At 70.1% G+C, this 16,175-nt stretch carries 20 protein-coding genes; 1 reads left to right on the top strand and 19 read right to left on the bottom strand.

The features are described 5' to 3' along the window. Nucleotides 1-28: 28 nt before the first annotated feature. Complete coding sequence (tsf, locus tag ACFYRX_RS43250) at nucleotides 29-865, bottom strand: translation elongation factor Ts (protein ID WP_389112452.1); 837 nt, start codon at nucleotides 863-865, stop codon at nucleotides 29-31. A 159-nt stretch (nucleotides 866-1,024) separates the two neighbouring features. After that, complete coding sequence (gene rpsB / locus ACFYRX_RS43245; protein WP_389112450.1) at nucleotides 1,025-1,972, bottom strand: 30S ribosomal protein S2; 948 nt, start codon at nucleotides 1,970-1,972, stop codon at nucleotides 1,025-1,027. A gap of 270 nt (nucleotides 1,973-2,242) precedes the next feature. On the opposite strand from rpsB, the gene ACFYRX_RS43240 reads away from it, so the two are divergent. After that, nucleotides 2,243-2,815 (top strand): murein hydrolase activator EnvC family protein, encoded by a 573-nt coding sequence (locus tag ACFYRX_RS43240; RefSeq protein ID WP_389112449.1) that lies wholly within the window; start codon nucleotides 2,243-2,245, stop codon nucleotides 2,813-2,815. A 348-nt stretch (nucleotides 2,816-3,163) separates the two neighbouring features. Here the strand turns inward: ACFYRX_RS43240 and ACFYRX_RS43235 are convergent, their stop codons facing one another. From ACFYRX_RS43235 to ACFYRX_RS43155, 17 genes are all read right to left on the bottom strand, one after another. Continuing rightward, on the bottom strand, nucleotides 3,164-3,721 hold the full coding sequence (locus tag ACFYRX_RS43235) for a TetR/AcrR family transcriptional regulator (RefSeq protein WP_389112518.1): 558 nt from the start codon (nucleotides 3,719-3,721) through the stop codon (nucleotides 3,164-3,166). Nucleotides 3,722-3,826: 105 nt separating this feature from the next. Then, nucleotides 3,827-4,669: an RNA polymerase sigma factor WhiG gene (gene whiG, locus ACFYRX_RS43230; protein WP_389112447.1), complete on the bottom strand. Its 843-nt coding sequence runs from the start codon at nucleotides 4,667-4,669 to the stop codon at nucleotides 3,827-3,829. Nucleotides 4,670-4,912: 243 nt separating this feature from the next. Further along, nucleotides 4,913-6,070, bottom strand: a complete 1,158-nt coding sequence (gene dprA, locus ACFYRX_RS43225) for a DNA-processing protein DprA (protein WP_389112445.1) — start codon at nucleotides 6,068-6,070, stop codon at nucleotides 4,913-4,915. Next, entirely contained in the window at nucleotides 6,067-7,692 is a 1,626-nt protein-coding gene (locus ACFYRX_RS43220) for a YifB family Mg chelatase-like AAA ATPase (RefSeq protein WP_389112444.1), read from the bottom strand. Before ACFYRX_RS43220 ends, dprA begins: the two co-directional genes overlap by 4 nt. 1 nt (nucleotide 7,693) lies before the next feature. Further along, nucleotides 7,694-8,056 carry a YraN family protein gene (locus ACFYRX_RS43215; protein WP_389112442.1) on the bottom strand — a complete coding sequence of 121 codons (363 nt, stop codon included), beginning with the start codon at nucleotides 8,054-8,056 and terminating at the stop codon, nucleotides 7,694-7,696. A 163-nt stretch (nucleotides 8,057-8,219) separates the two neighbouring features. Next, nucleotides 8,220-8,528, bottom strand: a complete 309-nt coding sequence (locus tag ACFYRX_RS43210; protein WP_003965949.1) for a DUF2469 domain-containing protein — start codon at nucleotides 8,526-8,528, stop codon at nucleotides 8,220-8,222. 56 nt (nucleotides 8,529-8,584) lie between these two features. Further along, nucleotides 8,585-9,109, bottom strand: coding sequence for an NUDIX hydrolase (locus tag ACFYRX_RS43205; RefSeq protein ID WP_389112441.1), 525 nt, complete (start codon nucleotides 9,107-9,109; stop codon nucleotides 8,585-8,587). Continuing rightward, complete coding sequence (gene lepB, locus ACFYRX_RS43200; RefSeq protein WP_389112439.1) at nucleotides 9,099-9,875, bottom strand: signal peptidase I; 777 nt, start codon at nucleotides 9,873-9,875, stop codon at nucleotides 9,099-9,101. Before lepB (ACFYRX_RS43200) ends, ACFYRX_RS43205 begins: the two co-directional genes overlap by 11 nt. A 117-nt stretch (nucleotides 9,876-9,992) precedes the next feature. Then, on the bottom strand, nucleotides 9,993-10,976 hold the full coding sequence (gene lepB, locus ACFYRX_RS43195) for a signal peptidase I (protein WP_389112437.1): 984 nt from the start codon (nucleotides 10,974-10,976) through the stop codon (nucleotides 9,993-9,995). Further along, complete coding sequence (gene lepB, locus ACFYRX_RS43190; protein ID WP_389112435.1) at nucleotides 10,864-11,961, bottom strand: signal peptidase I; 1,098 nt, start codon at nucleotides 11,959-11,961, stop codon at nucleotides 10,864-10,866. The genes lepB (ACFYRX_RS43195) and lepB (ACFYRX_RS43190) overlap by 113 nt, the downstream gene beginning before the upstream one ends. Further along, nucleotides 11,954-12,661 carry a signal peptidase I gene (gene lepB, locus ACFYRX_RS43185; RefSeq protein ID WP_389112433.1) on the bottom strand — a complete coding sequence of 236 codons (708 nt, stop codon included), beginning with the start codon at nucleotides 12,659-12,661 and terminating at the stop codon, nucleotides 11,954-11,956. The genes lepB (ACFYRX_RS43190) and lepB (ACFYRX_RS43185) overlap by 8 nt, the downstream gene beginning before the upstream one ends. A 45-nt stretch (nucleotides 12,662-12,706) precedes the next feature. Continuing rightward, on the bottom strand, nucleotides 12,707-13,057 hold the full coding sequence (rplS, locus tag ACFYRX_RS43180; protein ID WP_020128707.1) for a 50S ribosomal protein L19: 351 nt from the start codon (nucleotides 13,055-13,057) through the stop codon (nucleotides 12,707-12,709). Nucleotides 13,058-13,191: 134 nt separating this feature from the next. Continuing rightward, the gene (gene trmD, locus ACFYRX_RS43175) at nucleotides 13,192-14,025 is read right to left on the bottom strand and encodes a tRNA (guanosine(37)-N1)-methyltransferase TrmD (protein ID WP_389112431.1); all 834 of its coding nucleotides are present in this window, start codon (nucleotides 14,023-14,025) and stop codon (nucleotides 13,192-13,194) included. Beyond that, the gene (rimM, locus tag ACFYRX_RS43170) at nucleotides 14,022-14,567 is read right to left on the bottom strand and encodes a ribosome maturation factor RimM (protein WP_389112429.1); all 546 of its coding nucleotides are present in this window, start codon (nucleotides 14,565-14,567) and stop codon (nucleotides 14,022-14,024) included. Before rimM ends, trmD begins: the two co-directional genes overlap by 4 nt. An 82-nt stretch (nucleotides 14,568-14,649) precedes the next feature. Beyond that, the gene (locus tag ACFYRX_RS43165) at nucleotides 14,650-14,889 is read right to left on the bottom strand and encodes an RNA-binding protein (protein WP_005479813.1); all 240 of its coding nucleotides are present in this window, start codon (nucleotides 14,887-14,889) and stop codon (nucleotides 14,650-14,652) included. A 2-nt stretch (nucleotides 14,890-14,891) separates the two neighbouring features. Continuing rightward, the gene (gene rpsP / locus ACFYRX_RS43160; protein ID WP_328750830.1) at nucleotides 14,892-15,311 is read right to left on the bottom strand and encodes a 30S ribosomal protein S16; all 420 of its coding nucleotides are present in this window, start codon (nucleotides 15,309-15,311) and stop codon (nucleotides 14,892-14,894) included. Between the two features lie 252 nt (nucleotides 15,312-15,563). Continuing rightward, nucleotides 15,564-16,163, bottom strand: a complete 600-nt coding sequence (locus tag ACFYRX_RS43155) for a hypothetical protein (protein WP_389112428.1) — start codon at nucleotides 16,161-16,163, stop codon at nucleotides 15,564-15,566. Nucleotides 16,164-16,175: the final 12 nt, after the last annotated feature.

Here is a 16,175-nt window from a genome sequence, read left to right as displayed (position 1 = left end):
GGGCCCGCGCGTCGCTCGCGGTACGGACTCAGATGCCGACCTTGATACGCGTGAAGCGCTTCAGGGTGACACCGGCCTCGTCCAGAACCTTCTGGACCGACTTCTTGTTGTCGAGCGCGTACGGCTGGCCCAGCAGCGTGGCGTCCTTGAAGAAGCCGTTGAGGCGACCCTCGACGATCTTCGGCAGAGCGGCCTCGGGCTTGCCCTCGGCGCGGGTGGTCTCCTCGGCGACGCGACGCTCGGTCTCGACGACCTCGGCCGGCACGTCCTCCTTGGAGAGGTACTTCGGCGCGAAGGCGGCGATGTGCTGGGCGACACCGCGGGCGACCTCGGCGTTCGGCTTGTCCAGCTCGACGAGGACACCGATCTGCGGGGGCAGGTCGGGCATCGTGCGGTGCATGTACGCGGTCACGAAGCCGTCACCGAACTGCGCGAAGCGGTCCAGGACGATCTTCTCGCCGAGGTTGGCGTTGGCCTCGTCGACGTACGCCTGAACGGTCTTGCCGGCCTCGATCTCGGAGGCGAGCAGGGCCTCGAGGTCGGCCGGGGAGGTCTTCGCGACGTGCTCGGCGATCGCGCCCGCGACGGCCTGGAACTTCTCGCCCTTGGCGACGAAGTCCGTCTCGCACTTCAGCTCGACGAGGACGCCGGAGGAGTTGTCGTCGGCGATGATCGAGACCACGGCGCCGTTCTCGGCGGAGCGGCCCTCGCGCTTGGCGACACCCTTCTGGCCCTTGATCCGGAGCGCCTCTACGGCCTTGTCGACGTCGCCCTCGGCCTCGTCCAGCGCCTTCTTGCAGTCCATCATTCCGGCGCCCGTGAGCTCACGGAGCTTCTTGACGTCGCCGGCGGTGTAGTTCGCCATGAGTCTGTGAATCTTTCTCGAAGTCTGGAAGATCGAAGATCTACGGGGTCTGCGGCCCCCCATACAGCCAGGGACCGCCGACTCTCCGCTGACCTACGGGTGAACGGCGGGAACGGAGTTCATGCCTCCGCTCCCGCCGTCACCCCTGACGCTGACGGATCAGGCCTGCTCGGCGTCCGCGGCCGGAGCAGCCTCGGCGGCGGGGGCCTCGGCCTCAGCCGCGGGGGCCTCCTCGGCAGCCGGAGCCTCGGCCGCGGGGGCCTCCTCGGCGACCGGAGCCTCAGCGGCCGGGGCCTCGGCGGCGTCCGCGGCGGGAGCCTCCTCGGCCTTCTTCTCGCCACCCTCGAGCAGGTCGCGCTCCCACTCGGCGAGCGGCTCGCCCGCGGCCTTCTCGCCCTTGTCACCGGTGGCGACGCGCGAGCGGCTGATGAGGCCCTCGGCGACGGCGTCGGCGATCACACGGGTGAGCAGGGTGACGGAGCGGATCGCGTCGTCGTTGCCCGGGATCTTGTAGTCGACCTCGTCGGGGTCGCAGTTGGTGTCGAGGATGGCGACGACCGGGATGTTGAGCTTCCGGGCCTCACCGACCGCGATGTGCTCCTTCTTGGTGTCCACGATCCAGACGGCGCTGGGCACCTTGGACATCTCGCGGATACCACCGAGGGTCTTCTCCAGCTTGGCCTTCTCGCGCGAGAGCACGAGGAGCTCCTTCTTGGTGAGACCCGACGCGGCGACGTCGTCGAAGTCGATCTGCTCGAGCTCCTTGAGGCGCTGCAGACGCTTGTAGACGGTCGAGAAGTTGGTGAGCATGCCGCCCAGCCAGCGCTGGTTGACGAAGGGCATGCCGACGCGGGTGGCCTGCTCGGCGATGGCCTCCTGCGCCTGCTTCTTCGTGCCGACGAACATGACCGTGCCGCCGTGGGCGACGGTCTCCTTGACGAACTCGTAGGCGCGGTCGATGTACGACAGCGACTGGAGCAGGTCGATGATGTAGATGCCGTTGCGCTCCGTGAAGATGAAGCGCTTCATCTTCGGGTTCCAACGACGGGTCTGGTGACCGAAGTGGACGCCGCTTTCCAGCAGCTCCCGCATCGTGACGACGGCCATGGCCGTTCTCCTTGAGTTTCTCGGTTGTGCCGCGGGTGCCGGACGGCTCCCGCGCCTGACGCCCACATGCGCCGTGCCACGAAGGACCGAGGGGCGCTGACAGGGACCGTTGCCGGCCGCGTGTCGGGGCGTGCGAAGTCGACCCGGTGACCCGGATCGCCAGAAGAAGTGTACGGGACCCGCGGGGTACCGGGTGACGCCGTTGTCCACAACCGGGCGGTGGTCCACAGGTCGCGGCCCGGACCGGGGCGGGTGCGGGACGGTTCCGTCATGCAAGCGAAGCGATGCGGTACGCGGCCGGCCCTGGGATTCCTGTTGATCCTGCTGATCCTGACGCTGTCGACACCCACGCCCCGCCCCCTCCCCCTGGCCCCGGCGGCCACGGACACCTCGGTGCCTGCGGTCGCCCGCGCCTGGCCGGTGGGCACCCGTCCGGCGGTCCTCCGCGGCTGGGAACCTCCGGCGACGGTGTACGGCCCCGGTCACCGCGGTGTGGACCTGGCGGCCCCTTCCGGGGCCCCCGTCCGCGCGGTGGCGCCCGGCCGGGTGTCCTTCGCGGGCCGGGTGGCGGGCAAGGGGGTGGTGTCCGTGGAACTGACGGGAACAGACCTGCGGACGACGTACGAACCGGTGCAGCCGTCGGTCAGGAAGGGCGACGAGGTGGAGACGGGCGAGGTGGTCGCAACGGTGGAACCGACGGGCTCCCACTGCACGACCACATGCGTGCACTGGGGCCTGCGACGGGGCGAGACATACCTGGACCCGCTGTCCTTGCTCCCGCCATGGCTGCTGCACGGAGGTCCCTCGAGGCTCCTGCCCGTGCTCGACGTCCCGCTGCCCTGACTCCGAGCAGCCGCGCCACAGGAGCGGCACACGGGTTCCACGGGTTCCAGGGGTTCCAGAGTCAGCCCACCCCCGGACCGCGAACAGCCACGCCACAGAGAGGGACCCCGCCCCCGGAGCCGACCCACGCCTGACAGCGAGCAGCCGCGCCGCAGGAGCGAACCCCGTTCCCCGGAACCGACCCACGCCTGACAGTGAGCAGCCATGCCTCAGAAGTGGTCCCGCGCTGCACGGAAACAGCCCTGCGCCGACCGCGAGCAGCCGCACATCGGAAGCGACACCCCGCGAAGCGACACCCGGCCCGTGGCGGGCGGATCCCGTCCTGGCGGGCGAATCCCCGCCCGGACCTCAGCCCCGGACGCCCCTGAGCGCCATGGAGACCGCGGCCTCGGTGATCACCGACGGGTCCTCCGCGGCTCCCAGCTCGATCCTCCGTACAGCCGCGTCAACGACTCCCTGCACCAGCATCGCCGCCAGCCTGGGCTGCTCGTGTCCCATCTCCCCGAGCGCCTCGACGATCATCGCCACCAGCCCGCCGTGCGCCGCCCGGATCTTCTCCCGCGCTCCCGCGTCCAGTTCACTCGCAGAGATCGCGACGACAGCCCGGTGCCGCCGGTCCCCGACCAGCGCGAGCTGCCGCCGCACATACGCCTCGACCTTGGCCTCCGCATCCTCCGACGCGGCCATCGCCGCCGAGACCTCCGCGGCCCACAACGGGAAGTCGACCTCGCACAGCTCCTCGACCACGGCGGCCCGCGAGCGGAAGTACTCGTACACGGACGACCGCGCGAGCCCCGTCCGCTCGGCGAGGGCGGGGAAGGTCAGCGCCTCCGTCCCGCCCTCGGACAGCAACGACCGAGCCGCGTCCAGCAGGGCGGCTCGCTGCATGGTCCGGTGCTCGGCCACGGAGGCCGCTCGAATCCTTGGCACGTCAACCACTTTACGGACGTGCCACTCCCGACGGGAGTCACTGCACCGGGCCGGCCCTCGCCGAGGAGACGTCAGGCCGGGTCAGCGGCCGAAACTGGCGAGCTTCGCCCGCAACTGCAGCACGGACTTGGTGTGGATCTGGCTCACCCGGCTCTCGGTCACCCCCAGCACGTTCCCGATCTCCGCGAGGGTGAGTCCCTCGTAGTAGTACAGGGTCACGACGGTCTTCTCCCGCTCGGGCAGCGTGTTGATGGCCCGCGCCAGGAACCGTCTGAGCTCCCGGTCCTCCGCGACCTCCACGGGGTTGTCCGCGGCGGTGTCCTCCAGCGTGTCCATGAGGCTGAGCCGGTCGCCGCCCTCGCCCCCGACATGCAGCAGCTCCTCCAGCGCCACCACGTTGGCCAGCGACAACTGACTGAACACCGCGTGGAGATCGTCCACCGCGATGCCGAGTTCCCCGGCGACCTCGGCCTCCGAGGGCGTCCGCCGCAGTCTCGCCTCCAGGGTGGCGTAAGCCCGCTCGACGTTGCGCGCCTTCTGCCGGACGGACCGCGGGATCCAGTCCAGCGCCCGCAGTTCGTCGATCATCGCGCCCCGGATCCGGGTGATCGCGTACGTCTCGAACTTGATCTCGCGGTCGATGTCGAACTTCTCGATCGCGTCGATGAGCCCGAAGACCCCCGAGGACACGAAGTCCGCCTGCTCGACGTTGGGCGGCAGTCCGACACTCACCCGCCCGGCGACGTACTTGACGAGCGGTGAGTAGTGCAGGATCAACTGCTCGCGCAGCCGCTCCTGCCCCGTCGCCTTGTACGACCGCCACAACTCGTCGAGCGTCGAGGGAGCGGGCGGTCGCACGCTGCCACCGTCACGGGCGGCTGGCGGGATCGCCGCCCGGTCGGACCCGGAAGTGTGCTGGGGCATTCGTCGCCTTGTGCCGTTCTGCCGTGAAGTACGCGATGTATGTGAAGTGCGTCGGAATCCCCGTGAGCGTAGCGTGACTGAGGTGTCGCAGTGCGCAAAGGGTGTGGCCGCCGCCATGGGCCGCCGTGTTGCGCCGACCGTCCCTCAGAGGTGCGACCGTCGCCCTGCGTGATCACCGGGACACCTCAACTGCGGGAATTCCCAAGGGCTTCGGGGTTCCCCCGGACGGCCGAACACGCTCGGTCAGCACGGGCTCCCACCACCCCGGACGGAGATCATCGCCTGGCGTGTCAACTTCCAGCCGTCGCCGTGTCGTTCGAGGTAACCAAGTGAACGGAGTTCGTACAGTCTGGCGATCGCGTCGTCCTGCGTCGTCTGCGCTCCGCGGGCGATCTCGTCCACGCCCGCCTCCCGGTTTCCGGGCAGCGCGGCCAGTACCCTGCGCGCGGCCGGGTCCAGCAGATCGCGCGGCAGTACCGGTCCGCGCCGGTCCGGGGCCAGCTCCCCCATGTCGCCGACCAGTTCGACGACTTCCGCGGCGTCCGTGACGAGCGTGGCGTTCTCACGCAGCAGCTCGTGCACTCCGCCGGAGAGGCTGCTGGTGGCCGGCCCGGGTACCCCCATCGTGTGACGGCCCAACCGCTGTGCCGCCCGAGCGGTAACCAGCGAGCCGCTGCGGTGTGCGGCCTCGACGACCACTGTTCCCCGGGTGAGGGCGGCGATCACCCTGTTCCGCAGCACGAATCTGCTGGGCGTCGGATGATCACCGGGCGGCAACTCCCCGATCACCAGGCCCTGTTCCGCGATCCTGGTGATCAACTGGGTGTGTCCGCGCGGGTAGGGCCGGTCGACCCCGCAGGCCAGGACGGCGACGGTGGCACCACCCGCACCGAGGGCACCGCGGTGAGCGGCGCCGTCGACCCCGTAGGCGCCGCCGGACACGACGACCCACCCGCGCTCGGCGAGCCCGGTGCCGAGCGTGGCCGCCATGTGGGCTCCGTACTCGGTACAGGCGCGGGCTCCCACGACAGCCACCGACCTGAGCGCCCACATCCGCAGGTTGGGCCGCCCGCGCACCCAGAGCCCGAGCGGGCGTGCGTCCCCGAGATCGTCGAGCTGCCCCGGCCACTCGGCGGCTCCGGGCACGACGAACCGCGCACCGGCCTCGTACGCCGCCTCGAGATCACGGTCCGGCTCGGCCACCCGCGCCCGGGCCCGCAGTCCTTCCCAGCGCTTCTCCCCCACCCCCGGCAACGGCTCTCCACCGTCCCGCAACCGCGAGGCCACCTCGCTCACCCCCCGCTCCCGAACCCACCGTCCACCGGTCTCGTCCCCGGGTTCGATGATCCGGGCGAGGAACACCCGCTGGCGCGTCTCCTCGTCGGGTCCGCCGCCGGTCACGTCAGCGCCCCGAGGGCCATGGGTACGCCACGCGGCACCCCGGTGCGCAGTTGCAGCGCCAGGGCGACGTCCGCCGCGTCCGGACGGTCGTGTCCGACGAGGTCCGCGACGGTCCAGGCAACCCGCAGGACGCGGTCGAGTCCACGCGCGGTCAGAACGCCTCGTTCCAGACTGCGCTCGGCGTCGTCCATCGCCCCGGACACGGCGTGCCAGCGGCTTCGCAGCTCACGACCGGGCACATCGCTGTTGGTCCGCCACGGGGTGCCGGCCAAGCGCGTCGCCGCCCGTTCCCTGGCGGCCCGCACCCGGTCGGCGACCACCTGGGTCGACTCGCCCCGGGCGCCTCGCTGGGCAAGCTGGTCGCGCGTGACGCGGTCCACCTGCACCCGCAGGTCGACCCGGTCGAGCAGCGGACCCGAGAGCCTCGCCTGGTAGCGGCGGATCGCCGAGGGCGGACACTCGCAGAAGTCGTCGGTCTGCGAGAAGCGACCGCAGGGACACGGATTGGCTGCGAGGACCATCAGGAACTTCGCCGGGAACCGCACGACGCCCGCGCTGCGCGCGATCACCACGTGTCCCGCCTCCAGCGGCTGCCGCAGCGCGTCCAGGGCCCGAGTGGTGAACTCGGGTGTCTCGTCCAGAAAAAGCACCCCCCGATGCGAGAGCGAGACCGCGCCGGGACGGGCGATCCCCTGTCCGCCGCCGACAAGTGCCTGCATGGTGGCCGAGTGGTGCGGGGCGCAGTAGGGGGCGGCGTCGATCAGGGGCTTGCCCGGCGGCAGCAGGCCCGCCACCGAGTGCACGGCCGTCACCTCGAGCGACTCCTCCCGGACCAGCCGGGGCAGGACCGCGGGCAGCCGCTCGGCGAGCATCGTCTTGCCCGCACCGGGCGGCCCCTCCAGAAACAGGTGGTGGCCACCGGCCGCCGCGACCTCCACCGCCGTGCGCGCCGAGAGCTGACCGACGACGTCCGCCAGGTCGTGCCCGTGGTCCTGGTGTACGGCTCCGGCACCGTGCATGCCGGTGGCGGCGCCCGTGCCCGGCACGCGCAGGCCGGCCAGCAGGGGATCGGGGCGGCCCGGCTCGTGCGGTTCCTCGTCGGGCACCGGCTCGTCCGTGAGGACCGCGATCAGCTGCCGGAGGCTGCGCACGCCCAGCACGGAGACCCCGGGCACCAGCGAGGCCTCGGCGGCGGCGCACTCCGGCACGACGACCTGCACATAGCCGGAGTCGGCGGCGGCCAGCACCGCGGGCAGGATGCCCCGGACAGGACGCACCCGGCCGTCCAGGCCCAGTTCTCCGATCATCACGATGTCGGCGAGCACGCGCGGGTCGATCCGCTCGGAGGCCCCCAGCACGGCACACGCGACGGCGAGGTCGAACCCCGAACCCGCTTTCGGGACCGAGGCCGGGCTGAGCCCCACCGTGAGCTTCTTCTGGGGCCACTCGCCACCCGAGTTCACGACGGCCGCCCGGACCCGGTCCCGGCTCTCCGTCAGGCTCTTGTCCGGCAGCCCCACCAGCGTGAACGCCGCGACTCCGGGCTCCAGGTCCGCCTGGACCTCGACCACGACTCCTTCGACGCCCACCAGCGCCACCGAGCACGTACGAGCGAACCCCATGTCAGGCCACCCCCCGCGCGTGCTCGACCACAGGCGCGCCGCGCTGCGGCAGGACCACACCCACGAGGTCGATGCGAACGCCTCCCGGCGGTGCCCCTCCGTGGGCGTGGATCCAGCATTCGGCGAGGCCCCGCAGGCGCTCCGCCTTCTCGGGGGTCACCGCTGCCATGGGGTGCTCGAAGGCACCCACCCGCCGCGTCTTGACCTCGCAGACGACCAGGACCTCTCCGTCCCGCGCCACGATGTCGATCTCACCGGTCCTGCCACAGCGCCAGTTGCGCTCCAGGACCGTCATCCCGGCCTCGGTCAGCCGCCTCGCGGCCAGACTCTCGCCGTACTTGCCGAGTGCACTGCGTGCGTTCATGTCGGCACCACCTCCGGCGCCAACGATCACGCAACCCCGCCCACCGCGTTGATCTTGGTGGACTACTCACCGGTTGTGGAAAACCCCGTCACCCACAAGAGCAAGCACACGAGCACGCGTCACCACGTCACCCGGCACGCATCACCACGTCGCCCGCCACCCGTCACCCGCCCGGCAGCTCCAGATCGCTCTTGTTCAGCTCCTCGATGTTCACGTCCTTGAACGTCAACACCCGGACCTGTTTCACGAAGCGAGCCGGCCGGTACATGTCCCACACCCAGGCATCCGCCATGGACACCTCGAAGAACACCTCACCCTGGACCGAGTGCACCTGCATCTCGTAGTCGTTGGTCAGGTAGAAGCGCCGTTCGGTCTCGATCACGTATTTGAACAGACCGACGACATCGCGGTACTCCCGGTAGAGCTTGAGCTCCATCTCGGTCTCGTACTTCTCGAGGTCCTCGGCGCTCATGGCATGTTCCCCTTCACCCGTGCGATCCCACCATTGTGCGTCAGCCCCGTCAGCCCCTAGACGATTTCGGTGTCGAGGGTCACGGGTCCGTCCGGGGGACCTTCGTCGAGCAGCCTGCGCAGCAGCTCGGCGAGTCTGGTCGGATACACCGTCTCATGTGCCCGGGTCAGTTCCTGACACGTCCACCAGCGCGCTCCGGCGACACTTCGCCGCTCCAGCTCGGTGAAGCCCGTCGCCTCGGTGGCCGTCTGCGTCGTACGGGCCAGGAAGTACCACTCGTCCTGGTCCCAGCGACGGCCCGCGAACGGGAAGGAGCACGTCCGCCGCCACAGCACCGGCCCGAGCTCCACCTCGGCGATGCCGGTCTCCTCAAGGAGTTCCCTCAGGGCGGCCTCTTCACGGGTCTCGTCGCCCTCCAGTCCGCCGCCGGGTGTGAACCACCAGTCGTCGGCCGGATCGTCCGGTTCGTGCCCGTGCAGGAGCAGGATGCGGTCCGCGGGATCGAGCAGTACCACCCGGGACACCTTGCGCAGCTCGCCGTCGAACGCGCGCTCGGACGAGGCCGCCGCCTCAGCGGGCACCGGCGGGCTCCGTCCGGACGGCCGGGCGCCGCCTGCTGAAGAGCTTGGCGACCGGCCCGTACGCCCCGCCGCCCAGCACCAGCACCGCGCCCGCGACGATCGCCGCGACGATGATCCGCAGTGGACCCTGCGAGGAGAGCGCGCCGAGCGGCTCGAAACCGGTGGGGCGCTCCAGCATGCCCCTCATGGGCCAGACGACAGCGTCCACGCGAGCGGTCACGGCCGAGCGGGCGACGGTCCCCTGTGCGGCGTCGGTGAGGTGGGCGGAGGAGTCCAGCGAACCCTGGCGCTCGTCACCGAGCAGGAAGAGGCGGTCCTTGGGCACCTTCACGGTCGGGATGGTCTTGTCCTCGACCACGCTGCCCTTGAGATAGGTCTCGTCGATTTTCTTACCGTTGACGGTCAGCTTCCCGTCCGTGCAGCAGGAGACGGTGTCCCCGCCGACCGCGACCACCCGCTTGACCACCGAGGCGCCGGTCACCCAGCTCTTGTCGGTGAAGACGACGACATCGCCCCGGCGTATCTCGTCGCCGTCGACGCGCTGCGCCAGCACCCGGTCACCCGCGTCGATCGTGGGCGTCATCGATCCGGTGGGCACGGTGTACGGCCGGTACAGCACCGCGCCCCAGGCGAATCCCCCGAGGAACAGCACAATGCCCAGTGCGACGGCCAGGCCGGACAGTCGCTGTCCGGTCCGGCTGCCCACCGGGCCCGTGCTGGTGCCGCCGCGGTGCGGGGCCGTACGTGTAGTGCTCTCGCCACCCATGGACCCGCACACTACCGGGCGGTACCGGAGCGGGTCAGCCCCTCCCGCCCGGCCGTGGTGACAAGCTCCGCAAAGCTTTCACCAGGTCGCACGGCATCCCACAGGACCGGGCTGCGATCAGCGGGTGCGCTCCGCCGCGGCCTTCCTGCGACGCCACAGCGCGACCGGCAGCACACCGACGAGGGCGATCCCCTGCGGCGCGACCGTCAGGGCGGCGGACGCCGACGCCTTGTCGTTGATGCCGGCCTGGTCGAAGGTGTCCGGCTTAGGCAGGGTGTCCCAGCGGTTGATCGGCCAGGCCTTCACGACGGCACGACCGACGACGTCCTTGACCGGGACCATGCCGTGGTGCGCGTCCGACTGGTTGTACCGGGAGTCACGGGAGTTCTGCCGGTGGTCGCCCATCACCCAGATGTAGCCCTTGGGGACCTTGACGGTGAACTGGCCGCCCTGGTCGTCCTGGCTGCACGGGGTGTTGCCCGCGTAGACGTACGACGACTCGCTCAGCGCATGGCCGTTGACCTTCAGCGGGCCGGTGCCCTCACAGGAGACCGTGTCACCGCCGACGCCGATGACGCGCTTGATGAGGTCCTTCTCCTCGGCGGAGGGCATCAGGCCGATCCAGGAGAGGAACGTCTGGACGGCGTTCGGGTCCGCCGTGGGCTCGCCAGCCAGCCAGTTGTCGGGGTCGTGGAAGACCACGACCTCACCGCGCTCGGGCTTGGAGCCGAACCACGGGGTCAGCTTGTCGACCAGAACGCGGTCGCCCTGCTGGAGGGTGTTCTGCATCGAGTCCGACGGGATCGAGAAGGCCTGCACCAGGAACGTCTTGATCAGCAGCGCCAGCACGAGCGCGATGCCGATCAGAATGGGCAGCTCCTTCCAGAAGGAGCGGGGCTTCTTCGGCCGGGGTGCCGCGCCGCCCGGTCCCTGTCCGTCCGTCCTGGGCGCCTCTCCCGCCGCCGTACCGTCCTCGGTCGCCCCGGAGTCACTCCCGGAGGTCACGGCGCTGTCCGCGGCCGGGTCGGCTGCTTCCACGGGGCGTCCGCGGTGCTCCTCGCCGTCGTGCCCGGACCGTGCGCCAACCGCCACATCCCCCACGCCAACTCCTTACTCTGTGCCGCCGCCTGCTCCAGGTACGGCGCAGGCCCACCACTCCCATAACGAGCGGGAGTTCCGCAGGGCTCGGGAGTTGGATCGCTTCGTTCGGATCGTCGGGAGCAACCCTAAGCGACGCCTGGGAGGCTGCGGTCGTCGCGGCTGTCGAGTCGGCAACGGAAGAGTAAGTTTTCGGTTCCTTCAACATGGTCCAGTGCCCGAAGGGCCAGGCAATGATCATGGCCCGCCCCACCACGGAGTCCAGGGAGACGGTTCCGCCGTAGTCGGTGTTCTGGTGGAAGCGGGAGTCCGCCGAGTTGGCGCGGTGGTCGCCCATCACCCACAGCCGCCCCTGGGGGACGGTGATGTCGAACGGCTGGATGGAGGGGGCGTTTCCGGGATACAGGTAGTCGGTCTCGCTCAGGGGAACGCCGTTGACGGTCACCCTGCCCTGCGCGTCACAGCACTTGACGTGGTCGCCACCGACTCCGACGACCCGCTTGATCAGGTCCTTCTCGTTGTCGGACGGCAGCAGGCCGATGAAGGTGAGCCCTTCCTTGACCTGCTTGACGACGACGGGGTCGTCCTTCTTCGTCGTGGTCTGCTCGTCCTGGAGCCAGCCGCCGGGGTCTTTGAAGACGACGACGTCCCCGCGCTGCGGCTCGGAGCCGAACCACGGGGTGAACTTGTCGACCAGGACACGGTCGCCGATCCGGATCGTCTGCTCCATGGAGCCGGACGGGATCACGAACGCCTGGACGAGGAACGTCTTGAGGACCAGGGCTATGAGGACGGCCACGCCGACGAGGAGGGGTATCTCCTTGACGGCACCGCGCCTTCGGCGCCGTTTGACCTTGCGCTGGAGTCTGCGCCGCTCCGCGCGCGAGCGCCCGCCGGCGGCGGGGCTCGAGGAGCGCCGGACACCGGTGGGCAGCGGATTGTCGGCGGCGTCACTCGTCACGCCGCGCGGTCGGCCGCGGTTACCCATGCGCGCCCTCCGCTCCGGGCACGCGCGCGTACGCGGCGGAACGGTGCAGGCGGGTGGCATGGCCGGCGGGCCAGACGATCCAGTCGGCCCGTCCGAGGACCTCCTCGACGGGGATCATGCCGCCGCCCGGGGAACCCAGATGGTCACGGGAGTCGCTGGAGACGCTGCGGTGGTCACCGAGGACGAACAGGGTGCCGTCGGGCACCTCCACGTCGAAGGGCACCGAGGACGGACTGTCGTCCGGGTACAGGAAGCCCGACTCGTCGACCGACCGGCCGTTCACCTCGATCCTCCCTGTCCTGTCGCAGCAGACCACATGGTCTCCCCCCACACCCACAACGCGTTTGACGTAGTCCCCGTCCCCGAAATACCCGGTTCCGTCGAACACCACCACATCACCGCGCTGCGGATCGGCACCGAAACGGTACGCCAACCTATTTACGAGAACCCGGTCCCCGATCCTCAATCCGTTTTCCATGGATCCGCTAGGAATCTGGAAAGGTCTGACCACGAACGTACTGATCACCAAAAGAAAGACCAGGCAGAGCAGCAGGGTCAGGGAGATCCGACCGCCGGGCAGCCACTCGGTGATCCGCGACACCCACCTGGGTACCAACGCGAAACGCGACCGTTCCTCCACGGCCCCTGGTTCAGGGCGGGAGGAGCGGTCGCGCTCCGTCGGCTGTGCTTCGGTGTCCATCGGAGCCAGATGCTATCCGGCCCCGCTGTGACGCCCGAGAGGCGCTCAGTTGTCGCGCTTCTCCTTGATCTTCGCGGCCTTGCCGCGGAGCTCGCGCAGGTAGTACAGCTTGGCGCGACGCACGTCACCGCGGGTGACCAGCTCGATCTTCTCGACGATCGGGGTGTGCACCGGGAAGGTGCGCTCGACGCCGACGGAGAACGAGACCTTGCGGACCGTGAAGGTCTCGCGGACACCGGCGCCCTGGCGACGGATGACTACGCCCTTGAACTGCTGCACACGGGAGCGGTTGCCCTCGATGACGCGGACGTGGACGTTGACGGTGTCACCCGGGCGGAACGCGGGGACGTCGCTGCGCAGCGACGCGGCGTCGACGGAGTCGAGCAGGTGGGACATTTCGTCTGCTTTCTTCACCCATGCCACAGGTCATAGGCGGTATATAGGCGTTTCGTGAGGATGCTGTCGGTGTCGGGGCGGGCGTCGTGTCCCCCTGTGGCAGGGGCGCACGCCGGACGACGCACGACAGCGTTCTATTGTTCCACGCCTTCTGGCCTGCGCCAAAATCGGCCGTAGGGCTCCCCTGCCGGGTCCGGCGCCCAGCCCAGGATGGAGAGCATCTCGCGGTCCTTCTTGTCGAAGGACTTGGGGTCGCAGCGCTCGATCAGGTCGGGCCGGTTGGCCGCCGTACGTCTGAGGGCCTCGTCGCGGCGCCAGCGGGCGATCCTGCCGTGGTGCCCGCTGAGCAGCACGTCCGGGATGCCGCGGCCGCGCCACTCGGGCGGCTTGGTGTAGACGGGCCCCTCCAGGAGGTTGGCCATGGCGCCGGGCGCGAAGGAGTCGTCCTGGTGCGACTCGGCGTTGCCGAGGACTCCGGGCAGCAGCCGGGCCACCGCCTCGGTGATCACCAGTACGGCCGCCTCACCGCCTGCGAGGACGTAGTCGCCGATGGACACCTCGTGCACGGGCATCCTGGTGGCGTACTCGTCGATGACCCGGCGGTCGATGCCCTCGTAACGCGCGGGCGCGAAGATCAGCCAGGGGCGCTCGGAGAGCTCGACGGCGAGTTCCTGGGTGAAGGGGCGGCCGCTCGGGGTCGGGACGACGAGGGCCGGCGCCTGGGAGCCCGACTCGTATCCGTCAGCGAGCGCCGAGTCCAGCGCCTCGCCCCAGGGACCGGTCTTCATGACCATGCCGGGGCCGCCGCCGTACGGGGTGTCGTCGACGGTGTTGTGGCGGTCGTACGTCCACTCGCGCAGATCGTGGACATGCACGTTCAGCTGCCCACGCGCGCGTGCCTTGCCGACGAGGGAGACGTTCAGGGGGTCGAGGTACTCGGGGAAGATCGTGACGACGTCGAGCCTCATGCGCCGTCTTCCTTGGTCGACGCGATCTCCGCCTGGTCGTCGATCAACCCGGGCGGCGGCGTGATGACGGCCCGCTGCTCCTCCAGGTCGATCTCGGTGACGATCTCCTCCACGAAGGGGATCAGCACCTCGCTGCCATCGGGCCGCTCGACGATGAACAGGTCCTGGGAGGGCAGGTGCGAGATCTCGGTGATCCGGCCGACCTCGACGCCGTCCGCGGTGACCACGTCCAGGTCCATCAGCTGGTGGTCGTAGTACTCGTCCTCCTCCTCGGGGAGCGCCTCCGGGTCCACCTCGGCGATCAGGAGGGTGTTGCGCAGCGCCTCGGCGCCGGTGCGGTCCTTCACACCCTCGAAGCGCAGGAGGAGGCGGCCACTGTGGACGCGGCCGGTCTCGATGGTGAGGGGGCCCGTGGCGGCGGGGTCCGTGAGCAGGACGGCGCCGGGCCCGAGCCGCAGCTCCGGCTCGTCGGTGCGGACCTCCACGGTGACCTCGCCCTTGATGCCGTGGGCGCGGCCGATGCGAGCGACTACCAGCTGCACTGTGCTTGATCTCCTGTAGGTACGACTACGGGCCGGGGACGGCCCATCGGCCTTCCCCGGCCCGAGCCGGTGCTGCGGTGCGTCAGCGGACGTGGTCGACGTCGACGAGGTCGACGCGGACACCACGGCCGCCGATGGCGCCCACGACGGTGCGCAGGGCGCGTGCGGTGCGGCCGTTGCGGCCGATCACCTTGCCGAGGTCGTCGGGGTGGACCCGGACCTCCAGCACTCGCCCGCGGCGCAGGTCGCGCGAGGCGACCTGCACATCGTCAGGGTTGTCGACGATGCCCTTCACGAGGTGCTCGAGAGCCTCCTCGAGCATGCTCAGGCCTCGGTCGACTCGGACTCGGCGGCAGCCTCGTCCTTCTTCTCAGCCTTCTTCTTCTGGGTGATGGCCTCACCCTTGCCCTCGTCCTCGCCACCGAGGGCGTCGAACACGGGGCGCGCGGCCTTCGGAGCGGCCACGAGCAGCGGAGCCGGGGCGGGCAGGCCCTTGAACTTCTGCCAGTCGCCGGTCAGCTTGAGGATGGCGAGAACCGGCTCGGTCGGCTGCGCGCCGACACCCAGCCAGTACTGCGCACGCTCAGTGTCGACCTCGATGCGCGAGGGGTTCTGCACCGGGTGGTACAGGCCGATCTCCTCGATCGCACGGCCGTCACGACGGGTGCGGGAGTCGGCGACGACGATGCGGTAGTGAGGCGAACGGATCTTGCCCAGACGCTTCAGCTTGATCTTGACTGCCACGGGAGTGGGTTCTCCTGGTTTTGACGTGGTTGGGCACGGCGAGACTGCCGCGTGGGGTTGCGGTACCCGAGTGCCCGATGGACGCGTCAGCCGGAGGCGAGAGGGTTCCTGTGCGGCTGTCGAGTACAGCTAGCCATTGTGCCACACCCCGCGGCCCGCTCGGACCGGGCCCGGGCAGGAGCATGCCTGAGGGACACCCGGCACTCCGGGTGCCCCGGGCAGGGACCGCGACTGCCACGAGCAGCCGCGGTCTCAGCTCGCCGCCGCCACGATCTCGGGGATCCGGAACGGTTTCCCGCAGCCCCCGCAGACGATCGGCGCCTGAGCCAGGACGGAGGGGACGACTCGGACATTGCGGCCGCAGTCGCAGACCGCCTTGACCCGGACTCCGCCTCCGGAGGAGCCGTGACGTGCCGCCGGACCCCGGAAGGAGCGGGCGGTGTCGGCGGAGGTCGCCGCCGTGTGGGCCTTGAGGGCGCGCTGCAGCCGCTCGATGGTCGGGCGGTAGCGGCGCTTCGCCTCGGGGGTGAGCGAGACCAGCGAGAAGCCACTGCTGGGGTGTGGCTCCTCGGGGTGGTCCAGGCCCATCTCCTCGGCGATCGCGAGGAATCTGCGGTTGTGGTAGCGACCGGCGCGGGAGGTGTCGCGGATGCCTCGCGCGGCGGCGATGCCGTGGACTGCCTCATGAAGCAGTCGCTCGAAGGAGAGCTCGTGACCGCACGCGGACGACGACTCCCCGATCAGGGACTCTGGCGCGGCAAGGTCCGGCAGCTCGGGGTGGTACCGCTGAATGTCGGCCCACGCCTCTGCCAGCTCTGCGGCGAGAACAGGTGGTGTCTGTGTCGTGCTCACGTAATGACAACG

This window comes from Streptomyces sp. NPDC005374 (assembly GCF_042872225.1).
Classification (GTDB): Bacteria; Actinomycetota; Actinomycetes; order Streptomycetales; family Streptomycetaceae; genus Streptomyces.
This window is presented reverse-complemented; position numbering and strand designations above follow the sequence as displayed.

Coding starts and splice junctions, on each gene's coding strand:
- tsf (WP_389112452.1), bottom strand. CDS start 865: ATGGCGAACTACACCGCCGGCGACGTCAAGAAGCTCCGTGAGCTCACG.
- rpsB (WP_389112450.1), bottom strand. CDS start 1,972: ATGGCCGTCGTCACGATGCGGGAGCTGCTGGAAAGCGGCGTCCACTTC.
- ACFYRX_RS43240 (WP_389112449.1), top strand. CDS start 2,243: ATGCAAGCGAAGCGATGCGGTACGCGGCCGGCCCTGGGATTCCTGTTG.
- whiG (WP_389112447.1), bottom strand. CDS start 4,669: ATGCCCCAGCACACTTCCGGGTCCGACCGGGCGGCGATCCCGCCAGCC.
- ACFYRX_RS43220 (WP_389112444.1), bottom strand. CDS start 7,692: ATGGGGTTCGCTCGTACGTGCTCGGTGGCGCTGGTGGGCGTCGAAGGA.
- ACFYRX_RS43215 (WP_389112442.1), bottom strand. CDS start 8,056: ATGAACGCACGCAGTGCACTCGGCAAGTACGGCGAGAGTCTGGCCGCG.
- ACFYRX_RS43210 (WP_003965949.1), bottom strand. CDS start 8,528: ATGAGCGCCGAGGACCTCGAGAAGTACGAGACCGAGATGGAGCTCAAG.
- lepB (WP_389112439.1), bottom strand. CDS start 9,875: ATGGGTGGCGAGAGCACTACACGTACGGCCCCGCACCGCGGCGGCACC.
- lepB (WP_389112435.1), bottom strand. CDS start 11,961: ATGGGTAACCGCGGCCGACCGCGCGGCGTGACGAGTGACGCCGCCGAC.
- lepB (WP_389112433.1), bottom strand. CDS start 12,661: ATGGACACCGAAGCACAGCCGACGGAGCGCGACCGCTCCTCCCGCCCT.
- rplS (WP_020128707.1), bottom strand. CDS start 13,057: ATGTCCCACCTGCTCGACTCCGTCGACGCCGCGTCGCTGCGCAGCGAC.
- trmD (WP_389112431.1), bottom strand. CDS start 14,025: ATGAGGCTCGACGTCGTCACGATCTTCCCCGAGTACCTCGACCCCCTG.
- ACFYRX_RS43165 (WP_005479813.1), bottom strand. CDS start 14,889: ATGCTCGAGGAGGCTCTCGAGCACCTCGTGAAGGGCATCGTCGACAAC.